Annotated in this window: 19 protein-coding genes; 14 read left to right on the top strand and 5 right to left on the bottom strand. The window is 58.2% G+C overall.

The genetic code is table 11. The features are described from left to right. Nucleotides 1–3: 3 nt before the first annotated feature. The 4 genes from ED236_RS01320 to ED236_RS01305 all read right to left on the bottom strand — a co-directional run bounded on the left by ED236_RS01320 (nucleotide 4) and on the right by ED236_RS01305 (nucleotide 3,333). On the bottom strand, nucleotides 4–1,167 hold the full coding sequence (locus tag ED236_RS01320) for a cysteine desulfurase family protein (RefSeq protein WP_123236571.1): 1,164 nt from the start codon (nucleotides 1,165–1,167) through the stop codon (nucleotides 4–6). Between the two features lie 4 nt (nucleotides 1,168–1,171). Next, nucleotides 1,172–1,696 (bottom strand): Fe-S cluster assembly transcriptional regulator IscR, encoded by a 525-nt coding sequence (iscR, locus tag ED236_RS01315; protein ID WP_123236137.1) that lies wholly within the window; start codon nucleotides 1,694–1,696, stop codon nucleotides 1,172–1,174. A 117-nt stretch (nucleotides 1,697–1,813) separates the two neighbouring features. Next, nucleotides 1,814–2,569, bottom strand: coding sequence for a serine O-acetyltransferase (gene cysE, locus ED236_RS01310; protein WP_123236136.1), 756 nt, complete (start codon nucleotides 2,567–2,569; stop codon nucleotides 1,814–1,816). 5 nt (nucleotides 2,570–2,574) lie between these two features. Next, entirely contained in the window at nucleotides 2,575–3,333 is a 759-nt protein-coding gene (locus tag ED236_RS01305; RefSeq protein ID WP_123236135.1) for an RNA methyltransferase, read from the bottom strand. A gap of 96 nt (nucleotides 3,334–3,429) precedes the next feature. Between ED236_RS01305 and ED236_RS01300 the strand changes: the two genes are divergently transcribed. Further along, nucleotides 3,430–4,233, top strand: coding sequence for an inositol monophosphatase family protein (locus tag ED236_RS01300; protein ID WP_123236134.1), 804 nt, complete (start codon nucleotides 3,430–3,432; stop codon nucleotides 4,231–4,233). 141 nt (nucleotides 4,234–4,374) lie between these two features. Here the strand turns inward: ED236_RS01300 and ED236_RS01295 are convergent, their stop codons facing one another. Then, a complete protein-coding gene (locus ED236_RS01295) occupies nucleotides 4,375–4,569 on the bottom strand; it encodes a hypothetical protein (protein ID WP_123236133.1) in 195 nt (64 codons plus the stop codon). A gap of 736 nt (nucleotides 4,570–5,305) precedes the next feature. On the opposite strand from ED236_RS01295, the gene ED236_RS01290 reads away from it, so the two are divergent. From ED236_RS01290 to ED236_RS01230, 13 genes are all read left to right on the top strand, one after another. Then, a complete protein-coding gene (locus ED236_RS01290) occupies nucleotides 5,306–5,803 on the top strand; it encodes a TadE/TadG family type IV pilus assembly protein (RefSeq protein WP_123236570.1) in 498 nt (165 codons plus the stop codon). A 33-nt stretch (nucleotides 5,804–5,836) separates the two neighbouring features. Beyond that, on the top strand, nucleotides 5,837–6,799 hold the full coding sequence (gene cpaB, locus ED236_RS01285; RefSeq protein ID WP_123236132.1) for a Flp pilus assembly protein CpaB: 963 nt from the start codon (nucleotides 5,837–5,839) through the stop codon (nucleotides 6,797–6,799). A gap of 1 nt (nucleotide 6,800) precedes the next feature. Continuing rightward, nucleotides 6,801–8,195, top strand: a complete 1,395-nt coding sequence (locus ED236_RS01280; protein ID WP_240031978.1) for a type II and III secretion system protein family protein — start codon at nucleotides 6,801–6,803, stop codon at nucleotides 8,193–8,195. A 3-nt stretch (nucleotides 8,196–8,198) separates the two neighbouring features. Continuing rightward, nucleotides 8,199–9,431, top strand: a complete 1,233-nt coding sequence (locus ED236_RS01275; protein WP_123236131.1) for a CpaE/TadZ family protein — start codon at nucleotides 8,199–8,201, stop codon at nucleotides 9,429–9,431. Between the two features lie 29 nt (nucleotides 9,432–9,460). Next, entirely contained in the window at nucleotides 9,461–10,723 is a 1,263-nt protein-coding gene (locus ED236_RS01270; protein WP_123236130.1) for a TadA family conjugal transfer-associated ATPase, read from the top strand. After that, on the top strand, nucleotides 10,720–11,628 hold the full coding sequence (locus tag ED236_RS01265; protein WP_123236129.1) for a type II secretion system F family protein: 909 nt from the start codon (nucleotides 10,720–10,722) through the stop codon (nucleotides 11,626–11,628). The genes ED236_RS01270 and ED236_RS01265 overlap by 4 nt, the downstream gene beginning before the upstream one ends. Before the next feature lie 9 nt (nucleotides 11,629–11,637). After that, entirely contained in the window at nucleotides 11,638–12,549 is a 912-nt protein-coding gene (locus ED236_RS01260; protein WP_123236128.1) for a type II secretion system F family protein, read from the top strand. Between the two features lie 10 nt (nucleotides 12,550–12,559). After that, a complete protein-coding gene (locus tag ED236_RS01255; protein WP_162299562.1) occupies nucleotides 12,560–13,432 on the top strand; it encodes a tetratricopeptide repeat protein in 873 nt (290 codons plus the stop codon). Then, nucleotides 13,429–13,704, top strand: coding sequence for a DUF3613 domain-containing protein (locus ED236_RS01250; protein ID WP_123236126.1), 276 nt, complete (start codon nucleotides 13,429–13,431; stop codon nucleotides 13,702–13,704). The genes ED236_RS01255 and ED236_RS01250 overlap by 4 nt, the downstream gene beginning before the upstream one ends. Next, a complete protein-coding gene (locus ED236_RS01245; protein WP_123236125.1) occupies nucleotides 13,691–15,298 on the top strand; it encodes a TadG family pilus assembly protein in 1,608 nt (535 codons plus the stop codon). Before ED236_RS01250 ends, ED236_RS01245 begins: the two co-directional genes overlap by 14 nt. Nucleotides 15,299–15,551: 253 nt before the next feature. Continuing rightward, nucleotides 15,552–16,421, top strand: a complete 870-nt coding sequence (locus ED236_RS01240; RefSeq protein WP_123236124.1) for an alpha/beta hydrolase — start codon at nucleotides 15,552–15,554, stop codon at nucleotides 16,419–16,421. A 169-nt stretch (nucleotides 16,422–16,590) separates the two neighbouring features. Continuing rightward, complete coding sequence (gene adh / locus ED236_RS01235) at nucleotides 16,591–18,108, top strand: aldehyde dehydrogenase (protein ID WP_123236123.1); 1,518 nt, start codon at nucleotides 16,591–16,593, stop codon at nucleotides 18,106–18,108. Between the two features lie 149 nt (nucleotides 18,109–18,257). After that, the gene (locus ED236_RS01230; protein WP_123236122.1) at nucleotides 18,258–18,638 is read left to right on the top strand and encodes a DUF779 domain-containing protein; all 381 of its coding nucleotides are present in this window, start codon (nucleotides 18,258–18,260) and stop codon (nucleotides 18,636–18,638) included. The last annotated feature ends 78 nt before the right edge of the window (nucleotides 18,639–18,716 follow it).

Below are 18,716 nucleotides of genomic sequence, written 5' to 3'. Positions count from 1 at the left end.
TCCTCAGACTGCAATCGCAGTTAGTCTTTTAAGTCGGTTCACTTCGCTCTGCAAGGTGTGCAGGAACGCGGTGATGTGTTCTGTGGTGTTGTTCACGCCCAGGCTGACGCGCACGGCGCCACGCGCCAGGTCAGGCTGTACACCCATGGCCAGCAGCACATGGCTGGGTTCGCCGCTGTCGCTGGAACAGGCGGAGCCACTGGCCACCGCAAAGCCTTTGCGGTCCAGCGCCATCACCAGCGTTTCGCCGTCGATCTCTGGTACGGCAAAGAAGCTGGTATTAGGCAGGCGTTCGGCAGCGGCGCCGAACAACTGTGCACCCAGGCTGGCGAGCCCGGTTTCCAGCTGCTCGCGCATCTGGCGCAAGCGCGCGGTGCGTTGCAACAATTCGGCACTGACCAGTTCGCAGGCAGCGCCGAAGCCGACGATGGCGGCGAGGTTCTCGGTGCCGCTGCGCAAGCCTTTTTCCTGACCGCCACCCAGCAGTACCGGCTGGATATCGATGCGTTTATCCACGATCAGGGCGCCTGCGCCTTGCGGACCGTTGACCTTGTGTGAAGACAAGGTCATGGCATGCACGTTCAGTGCGGCGAAATCCACCTTGATCTTGCCCAGTGCCTGCACGGCATCCGTATGCACCGCCACACCGTGGCTACGTGCGGTCTCCGCGATGGCGGCGATATCCTGGATCACGCCAGTCTCGTTGTTGGCCAGCATCACGGACAGTAGCAAGCTATGCTGGTTTTGCGCAGCGTTGAGTACCGACTGCACCGCCGCTGCCGTGATGTTGCCATCCGCATCCACAGGCACCCGGCTCAATGCCCAGCCACGTGCCTGCATCGCTTCGGCAGGGCGGGTTACACAGGGGTGCTCGATGCTGCTGATGGCGATATGGCCAATGCCTGCTGCCTGGCTGATGCCGGTGATGGCCAGATTGTTGGCCTCGGTGCCACCGGCGGTAAAGATCACTTGCGACGGATGCGCACCGGCAGCCTGCGCGACCTGCGCTCTGGCCTGGTCGATGGCATGACGAGCACCGCGTCCATAGGCGTGGCGACTGGTGGCATTACCGTGTTGCTGGCTCAGGAACGGCAGCATCGCTTCCAGCACCCGCGCATCCAGTGGCGTTGTGCCGTTGTGATCGAAATAGTGGTTGGTGGCGCTCATGGACTCAGGCAGCGGCGATGTGCGCATCGATGGTGGCGGCTACATTGCTTGTGGCGTCATGTGCCTGAGCAGCGGCTTTGCTGCCGGGCGCGCAGGCGCGGGCCGTCATGGTGATCTTCCTGCCTTCGCGCTGCGTGGCGACCAGGTCGGCCAGCGACACGCCGGAAAGGTATTCGAGGATCTTGTGATTGAGGCTGGCCCACAGTTCATGGGTCATGCAGCGCTTGTGGTCATGGCAGTTCTGTTCGCCACCGCACTGCGTGGCGTCGATGAGTTCATCGACAGCAGCGATGATCTGCGACACGGTGATCTCGTGGGGAAGTTTGGCCAGGCGGTAACCACCACCCGGGCCGCGCACGCTTTTGACCAGACCACCACGACGCAGACGGCTGAATAATTGTTCCAGATAGGAAAGCGAAATGCTCTGGCGCTCGCTCACACCAGCCAGGGTCACGGGCTTGTCAGCGTCGTGCAGGGCCAAGTCGAGCATGGCCGTTACGGCAAAGCGGCCTTTGGTGGTTAAACGCATTCGTTTTCCTAAAGTGTTCAGGCGGTAGAACCAGCTTCGACCATTGCTTGGAACTGCAGATCTGGCGCGGGTTTCAGTGCCTAAAATAAGAACTGGATTCTAAAATACCCTAACACTTTAGTCAACTATTTTGTTGAGGTAGTTCACATCGAAAGCCTTGCCGACTTCGACATCCGTGGCCACGTCAGCGCCCAGTTTGGCCAGTTGTTCGGTCATGGCCTGCAGCTTCTCGTCCTGTCTGGCGGCGTGGTCGAGCAGGGCGTGGATGGCCTTGGTCATCGGGTCGTTCATATTGTCGCTGACCGCATAGGCGGAGAAGCCGATCTTCTCGGCCATGTCATCACGTTGTTTATGCTTGTCCTGATCTTCCAGGATGCGTGCCGGAATGCCGACTGCAGTGGCGCCTGCCGGTACATCCTTGACCACCACCGCGTTGGAGCCGATCTTGGCGCCTGCGCCTATGGTGATGGGGCCAAGTACTTTGGCGCCTGCGCCTATCACCACGCCTTGTTCCAGCGTGGGGTGGCGCTTGCCTTTGTTCCAGGAGGTGCCGCCCAGCGTGACGCCGTGGTACAGCGTGCAGTCGTCATGGATGATGGCGGTTTCGCCAATCACCACTCCCATGCCGTGGTCGATGAACACGCGACGGCCTATGCTGGCGCCTGGATGGATCTCGATGCCGGTCACCCAGCGCGCGAAGTGTGAACTGAAGCGTGCCAGCCAGTACAGGCGCTGGCGCCACAGCCAGTGCGACAGGCGGTGCATGAGCAGGGCATGCACGCCGGGGTAGGTGGTGATGATCTCCCAGCGCGTGCGCGCGGCAGGGTCACGCTCGAATACAATCGAAATATCTTCGCTGATCAGTTTAAACATAAGGCTTAGAGGCCCTCCGGTGGCCTGGGGTTCTGCGTGAGCTTCAATATGCCGCGCAGGATATTCACTTCTTCTTTTTCCAGCTGCGCGCGCGCATAGATGCGGCGGATGCGCTGCCTGAGTTTCTTGGGATCGTTCGGGTCGAAGAATCCGATCTTGATCAGGGTTTGCTCCAGGTGTGTGTAAAAGCCTTCCAGCTCATCGCTGGTCGCCAGCGGATTGGCAACAGCTGGCGTCACGGTGGACAGCCCGGCACTCATGCGCAGCTCATAGCACAGCACCTGTACGGCGGCGGCCAGATTCAGTGAGGAGAACGCCGGGTTGGTCGGGATCATGGCCAGCAGCTGACAATGGTCCAGTTCGTCGTTGGACAGGCCGCTCATCTCGGTACCGAACACCAGTGCCACTTGTTGACCTTGGGCCGCAATCGAGCAGGCACGTTGTGCAGCCTCGCGAGCAGGCAACAATTCGTGCGATAACTGGCGCTTGCGTGCACTCAGGCCGATGGCCAGCGCGCAGCCATTCAAGGCTTGTTCCAGGCTGTCGCACACGATGGCGGTCTGCAGCAGATCCGCAGCGCCGGTGGCCATGGCGGTGGCATGCTCGTGCGGAAAGGCTTCCGGTTTCACCAGGTAGAGCTGGTGAATGCCCATGGTTTTCATGGCGCGCGCGGCAGCGCCGATATTGCCGGGGTGGCTGGTTTGACACAGTACAATACGCAACTGGTCTAGCGGCCGAACTAGCGGCTGAGCTTCAAGTGACATGATATTTGGAGGTCGGGACGTTAGCCATTAAAATAGCATTTTAGCAGTTCTTTCAATCGCGCCCGCCGAATCGGCCGGGCAATAGCGGAACCCCACATGCATCCCATACTGACCAACGCCGTCAAGGCAGCCCGCCGCGCAGGCACCATCATCAACCGCGCTTCCCAGGACATCGGCGCGCTGCAGATCCGCAGCAAGACCTATAACGACTTCGTCACCGAGGTCGATCATGCGGCCGAAGCCGCCATTATCGAGACCCTCAAGGATGCCTATCCTGATCATGGTTTCATCGGTGAGGAGAGTGGCGACACCAATGTGCATGCCGACAACGTCTGGATCATCGATCCACTGGATGGCACCACCAATTTCCTGCATGGCCTGCCGCAATACTGTATCTCCATCGCGCTGCAACAACAGGGTCAGCTGACCCAGGCCGTGGTCTACGATCCGAACCGTAACGATCTGTTCACGGCCACCAAGGGCCGTGGCGCCTTCCTCAACGACCGACGTATCCGCGTCAGCAATCGCGCCAAGCTACAGGATTCGCTGATCGGCACCGGTCTGCCATTCCGTGACTTCACGCATCTGGAGGCGTATCTGGGCATGTTCAAGGACATGGTCAAAAAAACCGCTGGCCTGCGTCGCCCTGGTGCTGCGGCGCTTGATCTGGCCTATGTGGCTGCCGGTTGGTATGACGGTTTCTGGGAGATCGGCCTGTCCAAATGGGACGTGGCAGCAGGTGGTCTGCTGATCCAGGAGGCCGGTGGCATGGTGGGTGACTTTGAAGGTAACGAAGGCTGGCTGGAGACCGGCAACATCGTGGCCGCCAACCCCAGGGTGTTCGCGCAGATGATCCAGTTGCTGGCACCCCATCTGACGGAACAGCTTAAATCACGTTAATTAAATCAAACTAATTAAATCACGCTAAGGCTCGCATGCTGTCAAACCGGCGCTGGCTGGTTTGATGGCAACTTGCCGTCAGCGCATGAAATGACTGGCTCTGCCAGTTGTTGCGGTTTAGCGCTGGCTCAGAGCGCTGACTCAGACGCAATCGCAAAAAGCGGTGATGCTGCTGACCAGCCGCTGACGTTCGGCCTGGTCGTTTGATTCCTTCAACTTGGATTCTTTCATCAGCGCCAGTTCGATCAGCGCAGTGGCCGCATGTTGTTCGGCAATCAGTTGGGAACGCAGGTCGGTCAATCTGCTGTTATCGACCGGATGTAGCATGGCTTGCATCAAAACACTCCTTTTGGGAATTCAAATGTCACACTGAAGGATATTCAGTGCTGTCTGTGATTCGTTTCTGTGGAAATGATTCACATCATTCAATCAAAAAACTGCGCACAGCTTGCCGCTGGCATGTGGCGATGTCATGAAACCCTCATGACAGTTGGCTGGCGTAGGCAGTTCGCACATACCACACATGGCATCAAGCAATAGATGCAGCTAACGTGCCACAGCTGTTTGCGATGACACCTGTTTTCACTTATGGCTTAACTCATCGCGCAGATGAGACTGCCAGCACCATCCCCCCCATCTCACCAGGCAGGCTCAAGCGGGCCAAAGTGGAATCAGGGCTGACCGCTTTGTGCATCAAGTGACAGTTTTTGTCATATCGATGACCAGCTGACACCGCTGGTCCTGCGCTGACCAGTCGCGTCAGCGAGCCGGATGATTACGGCCATCTACGCAGACCACTGCATTCGTCGGCGTTTGCGGCTTGAAACCGCGCCAGATCAGGCTTTTCAGCCACACTCAGCATCGAAATTCCCCATTGGCACAGAGCTTGCCTATGTCCACTCGTAATGAGTTAAAGGGCAGGTCGGATGTGGCAACGTATCAAACAAAGTGCAGTGCGGCGCAGTATCAACAGAACCCCCGTCAGTGCACTTCAGTTCGCCATCATTGCCGGCTTGATATGTGTGTTGTTGGTACTGCTTATTTTGAGCGGAAAGTGGCTGGGAAGTTGATCATGCGCAAAGCAGATAATCAAAGTAACAGGCGGGCAGGGCTAGCCAAGAGTCAGCGTGGCGCAGTGGCGATCGAATTCGCCATCATCTTCCTGCTGATCTTCACCTTGTTCTACGCCATCATCAATTATTCCCTGATGTTCCTGCTACAAGCCTCGTTCGCTCATGCTTCTGAAGAGGGTGCCCGGGCAGCGATCGCTGTCGATCCTTTGGCATTCCCCAGCGACAGTGAATACATCAGTGCTGGCGTCATTCCGCAAGTGCGTACCACCGTGGGCAACAGCCTGGTGTGGCTGCCTGACGGCATCAAACAAAAAGTATTAGGCGCTGGTAACTCCCGTGTGCAAGTGGATGTGACCGCCAATGTGCTGACCGTGCGCGTGGAATATGCAGACTACAGCGGCCAGCCCATCCTCCCAAGTTTCAATCTGCCGAATGGTCGCCCCATGCTGCCTTTGCCTAGCCAACTTCGTGGAACCGCCGTTCTACGGTTGTTCTAGTTCACATTTTTATCTGATAGCGAGAATCTCAACATGACTGTCAATTTTCTAAGAATCGTCGCACTGCTGCTGGTCATCGGTGCGGTTGCTGCCGGCTGGTTCGGCCTGCGTCTCAGCGAACGTCCAGCCGAGCCTGTCATCGTCAAAGCACCGCCCATGACCTATCCGCAGGTGGTGGTCGAGCAGACCATCCCTGCCGGTGAAGTGCTCAAGGAAACCGATCTGTCGGTGCGCATGGTGGAGCAAAAGAACCTGATGACGTTTTCCAGCAAGTCGCAACTGATAGGCAAGATGACCATCGCCCAGATCGAAGCAGGGTCGCCGGTGCTGACCAGTCAGCTGCCGGACCTGGGTCCTGCTGCAGAGATGCTCAAGCCGGGTGAGCGTGGCATTGCCATCAAGGTGGACGAGGTGGTCGGCGTGGGTGGCCATATCAAGCCCGGTGACCATGTGGATGTGCTGCTGTTCCTGGAAGCAGAGAACAAGACCGACAAGGCGGTCAAGCAAACCAATGCGCAAGTGGTGCTGCAGGACGTACGGGTGTTGAGTTATGGCCCGGATCTGCAAGCCACAGCCCAGTCAGAAACCACTGAAAATACCGAACAGAACAGCTTGCTGGGACAGGACGATGCGCTCAGCGCAGGCAAGCCCAAATCCAGCGAGCGCTCCAATGAGAAGTCCGGTGCCGCCAGTCGCTCCGCCGTGCTGGCCGTCAAGGAATTCGACATGACACGCCTGATGCTGGCTGCCAATACCGGTTCGCTGCGCCTGGCACTGCGCGGTGCCGAGCCGCCAACACCGCTGGAAGCGACCGTGGATAGTCGTCAGATCAGCCTGGCTGAACTGGCCGCTGCGGACGGCAAGAAAGCCGTGGTGGCAGCACCTGGCCCCAGCAAGCTGGCCTCCAGCCCGGCAAGAAAGCCTGTGCAAAAAAGCACCCAGGTGATCCTGCACAGCGGCGACAAAACCGAAACCATCAGTTTCAAGGAAAACTAAGATGAACACCCATAACACCAACGTCCAAACCTTGCATCCGGGCAGCTGGATGCGGACCGCGCTGCTGGTCACATTGTTGACCGCAGCCACCCTGATGGCCTTCGATGCCAGTGCCAATGAAAAACTGGATATCGATGTCGGCCAGCAACAGATCTACCAGCACGGCAAGTCACTGCGCCGCGTGGCGGTGTCCGACCCGGCAGTGGCCAGCGTCACCATCACCTCGCCCGGCAGTCTGATGATCACCGGCAAGGGCCTGGGTAGCACCGAAGTCAAACTATGGGATGACAGCAAATCGGCCCAGCCCAGCCATATCCTGCAACTGAATGTGCAACGCCCGGTGAACCTGGAGAAAGAAGCGCTGGAAACCACCACGGTGGATCCGCTGCTGGATGTGGCAGCCGCAGGCAAATCGGTTGCCCTGACCGGTTCTGCGAGTTCCCTGGACAGCCATGCGCTGGCACTGCAAGCGCTCAAGCAGGACCCGGCCGCGACGCTGAACGCCAGTAAAGCCGATTTTGACAGCCATGTGCAGATCGACATCAAAGTGGTGGAAGTCAGCCGCAAGAACGTGATGCGCTTCGGTCTGTTCGCAGGTCGTAACTCCGGTAACCGCACACTGGCCGTGTCTGCCCCTGGCAACCTGAACAGCGTGAGCTCCACGGCAGACGGCTTCTCGTTCCAGAGCGCTTCCGGCTTTCTGCCGGTACTGAACGCCTTTAACGTGGCACTGGGTAACTTCGGCTCCGGCTTGCTGGGCACCTTGAGTATCCTGGAATCGAACGGGTTTGCTTACACGCTGGCCGAACCTTCCTTGTCTGCCATCTCCGGCCAGACGGCGACCTTCCTGGCCGGTGGTGAATTCCCGGTGCCTATCCGTCGCGGTGCAGGCAGCGATAGCGCCATCACCATCCAGTACAAAGAATACGGCGTACGTCTGATGCTGACACCTACCGTGCTCGATAACGAGCGCATCTACCTCAAGGTATCCCCAGAGGTGAGTGAGCTGGACTTTGCCAATGCGGTACAAACCGGCGGTGTCTCGGTACCCGGCCTGCGTGTACGCCGTACCGATACCAGCGTATCGCTGGGCAATGGCGAAAGCTTCGTCATCAGCGGCATGGTCAGCCGTAACACCATCAACAATCTGGACAAGTTCCCGGGCCTGGGCAGTATCCCGGTCATCGGCGCCTTCTTCACCTCCAAGCGCTTCGACCGTGAAGACAAGGAGCTGCTGATGGTGGTGACCCCACGCCTGATCCGTCCTATCGCGGCCGATGCCAAGTTGCCAGATCTGCCAGGCAAGGCCTATCACGATTACAAACCATCCTTCAGCGATTTCTTCTTCTCCGGAAGCGGCATCCCTGAAGCCACCACCAGCGGAATGTCGAGGTAAGCCATGAACGTCAAGAAAAACTATGTACTGGTCAGCAGCAATCAGCCTTGCCAGGATTGGCTGAATGAAGTGTGTGCCGACACAGCCAATATTATTCAGGTAGATACGAACGATATTGAACGTATCACACAACTTGTCGATGCCGCGAGTGCGCATGCGGTGCTGATCCACCTGCAGTCGCAGGACACACGCACCGGCAGCACGGTCACCGATCTGTCGCCCAAGGACCTGCGTGTGGAGTTGTCGCTGATCGAAAGCCTGGTCGCCAACCGCCCCTCCTTGCCGGTCCTGGCCATCGCCAAGGCAGCCGACGAGAACCTGTTGCTGGCGATCATGCGGGCCGGTGTGCGTGACTTCATCAAGATGGGCATGCGCTCCAGCGAGCTGCTGGCCGTATTGGGCCGCCAATTCAACCGGGATGGCGTCTCTGCCACTCCGAAAGACGAAGTGGCTGGCAAGATCACCGCCATCATCAGTGCTCGTCCCAACAACGACGCGCCTTTCCTGGCTGCGCATCTGGCCATCGCCATGCAGCAGCAGGAGCCGACCTTGCTGATCGATCTGGGTATCCCGCATTCCGAATGCACGCTGTACATGGGGCTTTCCACCAAATACAGCTTCCTGGACGCGTTGCGCAATCTGCGTCGCCTGGACGCCACGCTGATCCAGACCGGCTTCAGCAAGCACAAATCCGGTCTGGCGGTGTTGGCCATGCCGGAAGAGGGCGGGCAGGACGTGCAGTTCACCTCTGCGGATATCTACATGATGCTGCGCACCATGCGTCGTTATTTCTCGCAGATCGTCATCAACGTCGGTGCGGTGACCCGCCTGGATTTCCTTTCCGTGGTGCTGGCCAATGTGGACAACACCATCATGCTGGCCGAGCAGAGCCTGCCCAGCTGCAAGAAGAACTTTGAACTGCTCAAGCAGTTGCGCGAAAACAAGGTACAGCTGCAGAACGCCGGCCTGGTGGTGGACCGTTACCTGCCCAGCCTGCTGCCGGACTGCGACAGCATCTCGCAATCGTTCGACCTGCCACTGCTGGCCACCATGCCGCCTTCAGGCATGGCCCGCCTCACGGCGACCAATTCCGGCGAAAGCATGTTCGTCACGGCCCCCAACGACCCCTATCTGACCAGCTTGCGTGAATTGACGGCTGTGCTGAGTGGCCGCCAGCCAGCTCGCAAGAGCAGCGGGCTGGAACGCCTGACGCAAATGATTGCACGTTACCGTTAATTTCGACTGGCACAGGCGAGGACATTCCCATGGCACTGCAATTATCGAATTTCGGTTACGAGCTTAAATCGGCCGATCATTATCAGGACATCAAGTTCATCCTGCACAACCATCTCATCACCGAGATCGAACAGGACAGGATAGAGCTGTTCGACATGTCGCGCTTGCAGATCGCGGCCTACGTCAACGGCAAGGTGCGCGACTATGTGGTCACCAAGGGCCTGGTGGTCAGTGCCTATGACCTGGAGATGCTGGCCGAGGAGATGATAGACGAGCTGGCCGGCTATGGCCCGCTGGAAAGCCTGATCCGCGATGACAACATCAACGATATCCTGGTCAATGGTGCGCGCCACATCTACGTCGAGCGCTTTGGCAAACTGGAGCGCAGCCAGCTGCGCTTCATCGACGATGAGCATGTGCTGCGCGTGATCCGTCGCATCCTGGCACCGCTGGGTCGTCGTATCGACGAAGCCAGTCCGACCGTGGATGCGCGCCTGCCGGATGGCAGCCGCCTCAATGCCATCATCCCGCCGCTGGCACTCAACGGCCCTTGCATGTCGATCCGGAAGTTCCGCAAGGACCCGATCACCTCGGACGACCTGATCTCGTTCGGCAGCATGGACCGCAATATCCGTGATTTCCTGGAAGAAGCCTCGCGCCGCCGTGTCAATGTCATCATCAGTGGCGGCACGGGTGCTGGCAAGACCACCTTGCTCAACATGCTGAGCCGCGCCATTCCTGAAGACGAGCGCATCGTCACTATCGAGGATGCCGCAGAACTCAAGCTGGACCATGACCATGTGGTGCGTCTGGAAACCCGTCCGGCCAACACCGAAGGGCAGGGCGAGATCACCGCCCACGAGCTGGTGCGTAATGCGCTGCGTATGCGCCCTGACCGCATCATCCTGGGTGAGGTGCGCAGCAAGGAAGTGATGGACATGCTGCAGGCCATGAACACCGGCCACGATGGTTGCATGAGTACCGTGCACGCCAACAGCCCCACCGACGCTCTGCTGCGTATCGAGATGCTGGCCGGCCTGGCGGGGTTTCAGGGCGCAGAAGTCACGCTGCGCAAGATGATCGCGGCAGCGATCGAAGTGGTGATCCAGATTTCGCGCCTGCCCAACGGTAAACGCAAGATCACTTCCATCGCCGAGATCGTCGGCCTGCGCGATGACCGTTTCGTGATCAACGAGCTGTACGGCTACGACGCCGAGGCCGACCGCTTCATCAGCTACCCGGTCACCCCCAGCAAGGCCAAGCTGCATGGCATGGTGAGGGCGATATCATGATCTTCATGCTATTCCTGGGCGTTGCCGCCATGATGCTGATCGCGGCATTCATGTTCCTGCATATCAGCGAAAAGCAGCGCTTGCGCCAGAAGATGATGGACCAGTTCACGCTGGCCCTGCCTAAAGACGTGACCATGGCGGATGGCAGTGTGGCGCAGCGCAGCTTCGCCGAAGAGATGCATCTGAAGGTATCCATCTACCTGGGTTTCGAACCCGGCGCCCAGCATAAATTGCTGGCCTTGCTGTTGCTGACCTTGCTGGTGGCGGTCACCCAGCTGTTGCTGGACGGGCCGATGGCGCTGCTGGCCTTGCTAGCTGGCGTGTTCGTGCTCGGTTTCGTGATCCCTTATGTGCGTTTGCAACGCCGTCGCCAGCAGATGCTGGCGCAGATACCGGCCTTCATCGACCAGGTGCTGCGCAGCCTGGGCACTGGCCGCAGCGTGGAAGGCGCGATCCGCGCCGTAGTGGACGAGACGCCTATCCCTTTGCGGGACGTACTGCTGCCGGTGATCCGTGCTACTGATCTGGGTGCCAGCTTCACCGAATCCCTGCAGGACGCTGCCAAGCTGCATGCCCAGCATGAACTGGGTCTGGTGGCGCTGGCCATCCGCATCAGCAATATGTACGGCACCTCGGCCAAGGACCTGCTGAAAAGCATCATGCTGATGATACGTCAGCGTGAACAGGCTGCACGCGAACTGGCCAGCATGACCGGCCAGACCAAGGTGTCGGCCTGGGTGTTGTCGCTGATCCCGATCTCCATCGTGGGCTATATCCACCTGATGAATCCGGCTTACCTGGACGGCATGCTGAAAGACCCGACGGGTATCTATGTGTTCTGGTCTGCGCTGGGGTTACAGCTGACGGGCATCTTTGTGTTCTGGCGTATGTTGAAAAGTGTATAGGACCGCATCATGAATCCATTGCTCTGGGGTGTTTCCATCTGCGTACTGTGCGCGCTGGCCTTGCTGGTGCTGGACCGTGCAGCCCACAAATCGCGTCAGGTGTCGCAACGCTTCGAAGACGTGTTCCGCCGCAACGTGGACGACAGTTTTCATCTCAATCCATCCCGCTGGCCCATGAGCCTGGACTGGATGCTCAACAAGCTGGAGGTATCAGCTTCGTCCAAAGATGACGAAATTGGTCACTTGTTGATGCAGGCCGGTTGGGGCAGCGAACGTATCCGTTTTATTTTTCGCAGCGCTTTATTGTTGCTGCCACCGGTCATGGCCTTGTTGGCCTGGCTGCTTCTGGTGCCCACCGGCAGTTCGCTGCTGACCCAGTCCTCCTACCCTTTGCTCGGCTTTGCCGCAGCTTATCTGGGTTTGAAGCGGCTGCTGGTGGTTCGCGCCAGAACCAGATTGAAGGCGATCCGTAGTGAACTGGTGCCGCTGCTGCATATGCTGCGCATGCTGTTCGACTCCGGCTTGTCGTTGGAGCATGCCTTGCGGGTGTGTGCAGAAGAGGGGACAGACCTCGTGCCCAACATGGCACAGGAATTGCAAAAGGTGATTGCACGCATCATGGCAGGTCAGGACAGAGGCGAGGCATTGTCCAAGATGGCAGAGGCCATCGCCCTGGATGAATTGAGCGATACCGTCGCCATGTTGCGCCAGGTCACCCAGTATGGCGGCAATGTACGTGATTCGCTGGCCAACTACACGACCATGATGCAAGAACGCCAGATGAGTGACCTGCGCGAGTATGTCAGCAAGCTGTCGGCGAAGATGACCATGGTCATGGTGATCTTCATGTTCCCGGCGCTGTTGCTGCTGATCGCTGGCCCAGGCTTCATGTCACTGGTCAAGGCACTAGGCACAATCTAAGGAGATGGCAATGAAGTTCACTAAAACGTTAGCCGGTTTCAGCGCACTGCTGCTCAGCAACACCTTGCAGGCAGCGCCGCTGGGCGGCCCGGTCGTCCCTACCAAGGCAGCCACCGAGGCCAGCGCAGAAGTGGCCAGTACGCTTCCGGAACCCGCTGGCCGTATCCAGGCGTGTGAAGTATTAAAGCCTGAGGACAACAGCAAGCTGGATATGATCGCCCAGGTGCTGCAGGACCGTAAATCCTATGCCGCCATCGCGTTCCTGGACGCCGCGGCCATCAAGTCGCCGCGTGCTGATCTGCTGCGTGCCAACAGCTTGCGCCAGGTGGGCAGCCTGGTACAAGCCACTGCGCTCTATCAGCAACTGCTGGGGAGTTGCGTAGCGGCGTATGCCTATCAGGGGATCGGTCTGGTGCTGAGTCAGCAGAATCAGCATGCCGAGTCTGCCAAATACCTGAGCAGAGCGGCCAGTCTGGCGCCCATCGACAGCGTGATCCGTGGTGATTTTGGTTATGCCTTGATGAAAAGTGGTAACAAGCAGCGCGCGCTGCAGGAATACCTGACCGCCATCGAGCTGGATAGAAACAACAGCCTGGCCGTCAACAATCTGCTCAGCCTGATGATAGAGCAGGGCCATTATGAAAAAGCCAGGCGTTTTTCCGAGATCTACGGCGTGGATGCCGAGCAACTGAGCCGCTTGATGCCTGCCACCCAGAAAACCGCGGCAGCGCAGATGCCAGCAAACAATCCAGCACAGGCTGTAGCACCGACCCGCATCGCCAGTCTGCCGGAAAAGACCGTGCAATATCAGAACACGGAATGTCAGGGCGGTACGGTCTGCACTGGCATCCTTTCCACCACCTTGCAATGGAGTATTGAATGATGAAAACGATGACCCGATTGGCCCTGATGATGGCCGCCAGCCTCACTTTGATGACGCTTGCTCAAGCCGACGATTTCTATGCCAAGGACGAGCAGGTACAAACGCGTGCATGGCTGGATCTGCAAACCAGCGGCAAAGCCGCCTCCAACAAACCGCAGCAGTTGTCTGGCCCCGTGATGGAGAGAATCAATGAACGCTACCTCAAGAGCTTCACGCACCCCATCCCGGCCCAGTACCGACTGCCTGGCGTTGTTGACAATGCGGCCAACTAACAAGACATCCAGGCAGCGTCAATCCGGTGCTGCCGCCATCATGGGCGTGCTCATGTTGACGCTGCTGGTGTTGTTCGCCGTGCTGGCGCTCGATAGCGGCCGCTTGTGGATGCAGCAACGCCAACTGCAGTCGGCAACCGACATCGCGGCCATAGAAGCGGCACGCCAGATCGGTTGTGCCAGTAGCATGGACGAGGTGATCGCAGCAGCTCAGCAGGCGGCAGCGGCCAACGGTTTCGGTGGTAGTGTCTCGTCCAGCCCCAACAGTGTGCTGCTGGGCTCGACCAGCGGCGGGGTACGTGCCTTCACGCCCGGAGGCAGTACGCAGGCCGTACAAGTGATCCTCACACAAGACGTGCCAGCCAGTATCGTAGCCGGTGGCTTGTTCAATCGTCGTATCACCTTGCAGACGGTGGCCGTGTCACTGGCTAATACGCCAGTGGCTACCTTCAGTGTAGGTACCAGCACCCTGCGGCTGGATACCCAGCAGTCAGCGCTGCTGAATGGCTTGTTCACTAGCGTGCTGGGGGGCAATGTCAATCTGGATCTGGTCTCGTATCGCGGCCTCGCGGATACCAATATCAAGCTGCTGGACCTGGTGCGTGCCGATGGCAGCATAGGCAATGTGAAAGACTTGTTGGCTCTGAATACCAGCGTAGGTGAATTCCTTAACCTGATCTCTTACGCCGCAGCGCAATCTGGTGAGGCGGCGCTGCTGGCTTCGGAGGATGTGCAGGCCCTGGTGTCTGCAGTGAACCGGGACCTTAATTTGAATGTGGGCGATGTGCTTAGCATCACGCACCCGGATCCCAACGCGGTGGTCGACGCCAGCATCAATCTGCTGTCCCTGATCACTACAACCGTGTTCGTGGCCAATGGTCAAAATGCCATCACAGTGCCGCTGGGCATCAACATTGGCTCTATCGTGGGCGTCAATGCGCTGGTGCGTGTCATCGAGCCTTCCAAAGTAGTGGTAGGCCCGCCTGCCGGGTTGACAGGGTTGGCTTGTACAACGGTCAGCACCGCTCAGGTACGTGCCGAAGCAGGTGCTTTCGTGGTCGGCGTGCTGGACTTGAAACTCAATCTGGAAGTAGCGCAGGGGAGTGCCAGCCTGCAAGCGATCAACCGTACCAATGGTGGTAGCAGTACCGAAGTGATAATCGACGCAGAACCTGGACTGGCGGCGCTCACCCTCACCAATAATGCGGGTAGTGGGCCTGCCAGTGTGCTGCTCGGCCTGGCCACGGTTTCACTCAATCTGCCCATCGCCAATGGCACGGCCACCAGCATGACATTCGAGGTGGATAATCCGATACGTGCCAACCTGCCGCAGCTGCAGTCGAGTAACTCGCAGCTGGGTAGTGGACTGGCGAATGCCTTGGGTCAGCAGAATGCCATCACGGTTTCTGTGCTGGGGCTGGATCTGCTCGGCCTGGTAGGTGGTGTGGTCAACACATTGGTGCGCCCGTTGCTGGTGGCCATCGCGACCACGCTACTCGATCCCTTGCTGAAATTGCTGGGCATCGAGATCGGCACGGTGGATGTGAAACTGGAAGACGTGAAGCTGCAGCAAAGGCAGCCGCTGGTCATCTAGCACAATAAATAAGGCGGACTCGCCTTTGGCAGTCCGCCTTATCAATTTTCGGCGCACCGCGAGTGGGTGCGTCCTACACAATCAATCCACTATTGCAGGCCACTACTCCCAACCACCTGGAGAGCACACTTCATAACGCGCTCCCGATAAAAAGTAGCGCGCAATATATTTATGCGATTCACCCTGTTTCGCAGTGCTAGCCAAAACATGTCAGTGCTAAACTGCGCATACTTTACTCCAGCAGTGTAGCCCCATGACGGTAAAAAAATCCTTACAGCGCATGCTGGGGGTGATGGCCATCGCCGTCACGTCCGGCGTAGGCTGCTCGCCAGTCAAAACACTCAACGCACTCATTCCAGACAGTGCATATCAGCTCAGCACGGTGGCTTATGGCACATTGCCGCGCCAGCAACTGGATATCTATGTCCCTAAACAGCGTGACCCCGCAACGCCTGCACCCGTGGTGGTGTTCTATTACGGTGGCAGCTGGGAATCCGGTGAGCGCGCAGATTACAAATTTGTCGGTGAGGCGCTGAGTTCGCAGGGGTTTATCGTGGTCATCCCGGATTACCGGGTTTATCCCGATGTGCTGTTCCCGGCCTTTATGCAGGACCCTGCGCTCGCGGCCAAATGGGTCAGCACCGGGATCCAGCAGTTTGGCGGCGACCCGGCGCGTTTATTCCTGGCCGGGCATTCTGCCGGTGCCCACATCGCCGTGATGCTGAGCGTGAACCCGGATTACCTGGCCATGGTGGACATGCGTACCCAGCAGATACGCGGCACGATCGGACTGGCGGGCCCTTATGATTTTCTACCGCTTAAAACCCAGCGTCTGAACACCATTTTTGGTGCAGCCGAGGAACAATGGCGTTCGCAGCCGATCAACTTCGTAGGCGAATCGCATCCGCCTATGCTGTTGATGGTGGGGATGAAGGATGGCACGGTGTGGCCGCGCAACAGCATCCGCATGGCGGCCAAGTTGAAAGCGCAAGGCAATGCAGTACAGCTGGTGGAATATGCGGACTATGGCCATATCGACATGGTGGCGCGTCTGGCCAAGCCATTGCGCGGCGACAGCACGCTACTGGAGGAGATCAGCCGCTTCGTGCGAGCGCAACCCTGATCAAGGTTGTGCCAAGTCATTGTGGGTGCAGCGGAAATTATTTTTTGCACAATGTATTTGATTATTTGTTGCCGTGGATATATCCTATTGTTCATATCGGTCTTATATAAGACTTGAATTTCTGACCGTGGCGAACCAATTAAAAAATGAATTCAACTAGGAGATGAGAATGGGACTGGAAAGCCTTAAAAAATTAAGCCCTAAGATGCCGTACAAGGCCAAATACGACAACTACATCAACGGAAAATGGGTGGCCCCGGTCGATGGTCAGTATTTCGACAACATCAGTCCTGTCGATGGCGAAGTGTTCTGTCAGATCGCCCGCTCCAACGAGAAAGACATCAACCTGGCACTCGATGCCGCCCATGCTGCCCGTGAAGCCTGGGGCAAGACCTCCACTACCACCCGTTCCAATATCCTGCTCAAGATCGCTGACATCATGGAAGCGAATCTGGAGACCATCGCCATCGCTGAAACCATCGATAACGGCAAGCCGATCCGCGAAACCATGAATGCGGACATCCCGCTGGCCATCGATCACTTCCGTTATTTTGCCGGTGCCATCCGTGCACAAGAGGGCAGTATCAGCGAGATCGACCACGAAACCATGGCCTATCACTTCCACGAGCCGCTGGGTGTGGTGGGGCAGATCATCCCCTGGAACTTCCCTATCCTGATGGCGGCCTGGAAACTGGCCCCTGCACTGGCGGCGGGCAACGTCGTGGTGATGAAGCCGGCCGAGCAGACCCCCGCCTCTATCCTGATCGTGCTGGAGCTGATCGGTCATCTGCTGCCACCCGGTGTGCTCAACGTGGTCAACGGCCACGGTGTGGAGGCTGGCAAGCCACTGGCGACCAGCTCACGCATCAACAAGATTGCGTTTACCGGCTCTACCTCGGTCGGTCGCCTGATCATGCAGTACGCTTCGCAGAACCTCATTCCATCCACGCTTGAACTGGGCGGCAAGTCCCCCAACATCTTCTTTGAAGACATCATGGATGCTGACGATGCCTACTTCGACAAGTGTCTGGAAGGCTTCGCACTGTTTGCGCTGAACCAGGGCGAAGTGTGTACCTGTCCTAGCCGTGCACTGATCCAGGAATCCATCTACGAGAAGTTCATGGAGCGTGCACTGGCACGTGTGAAGGCCATCAAGCAGGGCAATCCGCTGGACGGTTCCACCATGATAGGTGCGCAGGCTTCCAGCGAGCAGGTCGAGATCATCATGTCCTACATCAACCTGGGCAAGGAAGAGGGCGCCGAGCTGCTGACCGGCGGTGTTCAGTCCACGCTGAACGGCCTGGAAAAGGGTTACTACATCGAGCCCACCGTGTTCAAGGGCCACAACAAGATGCGCATCTTCCAGGAAGAGATCTTCGGACCGGTGCTGTCCGTGACCACCTTCAAGGACGAAGCCGAAGCACTGGCTATCGCCAACGACACCATGTACGGCCTGGGCGCTGGCGTGTGGTCGCGTGACGGTGCACGTGCCTTCCGCATGGGTCGCGGTATCCAGGCGGGTCGTGTGTGGACCAATTGCTACCATCTGTACCCCGCTCACGCGGCGTTCGGTGGTTACAAGCAGTCCGGTATCGGCCGCGAGAACCACAAGATGATGCTGGATCACTACCAGCAAACCAAGAACCTGCTGGTGAGCTACAGCCCGAATGCGCTCGGCTTCTTCTAAGCGACGCTAAACGCTGCAAAGCGTGATGCAAACAGAACAGGGGCGATATTGTGTGATGACAATGTCGCCCCTGTTGTTCATTCGAGGGACACCATCCCCTCTTTAGTCTGGCTGATCTTTAAGGCTACCATCCCTGCAAGGAGTGTTACATGGAAATATCCCGCATCACTGCAACACCGGCTGCCATGGCCCTGATCGACGATCTGCGCGCCAAACACGGCGATCTCATGTTCCATCAATCCGGTGGCTGCTGTGAAGGCAGCGCGCCCATGTGCATGAAGAACGGTGAATTCCTGGTGGGCTCGTCTGATGTGAAGGTGGGGGAGGTGCATGGCGTGCCGTTTTACATGGCTAAATTCCAGTTCCAATACTGGGAGCACACCCACATGACGCTGGACGCGATCGCCGGCCATGGCGGCCAGTTCTCCCTGGAGCAGGGCACGGGCCGGCATTTTCTGATCCGCTCGCGCCTGTTCACTGATGAAGAGTGGGCGGTACTGGAAAAGATCCCGGTGGAAAGCGCAGGCTAGGTGACGGCAGCAAGCGGCCAGCAATACAAGGCAGCCCGAACAACAAACCGGGCATCAGCCCATCCATACGGAGGAACA

The organism is Pseudomethylobacillus aquaticus (genome assembly GCF_003730115.1).
GTDB classification, from domain to species: Bacteria; Pseudomonadota; Gammaproteobacteria; order Burkholderiales; family Methylophilaceae; genus Pseudomethylobacillus; species Pseudomethylobacillus aquaticus.
Note: the sequence above shows the minus strand (reverse complement) of the source record. Positions and strands in the feature narration are given on the sequence as shown.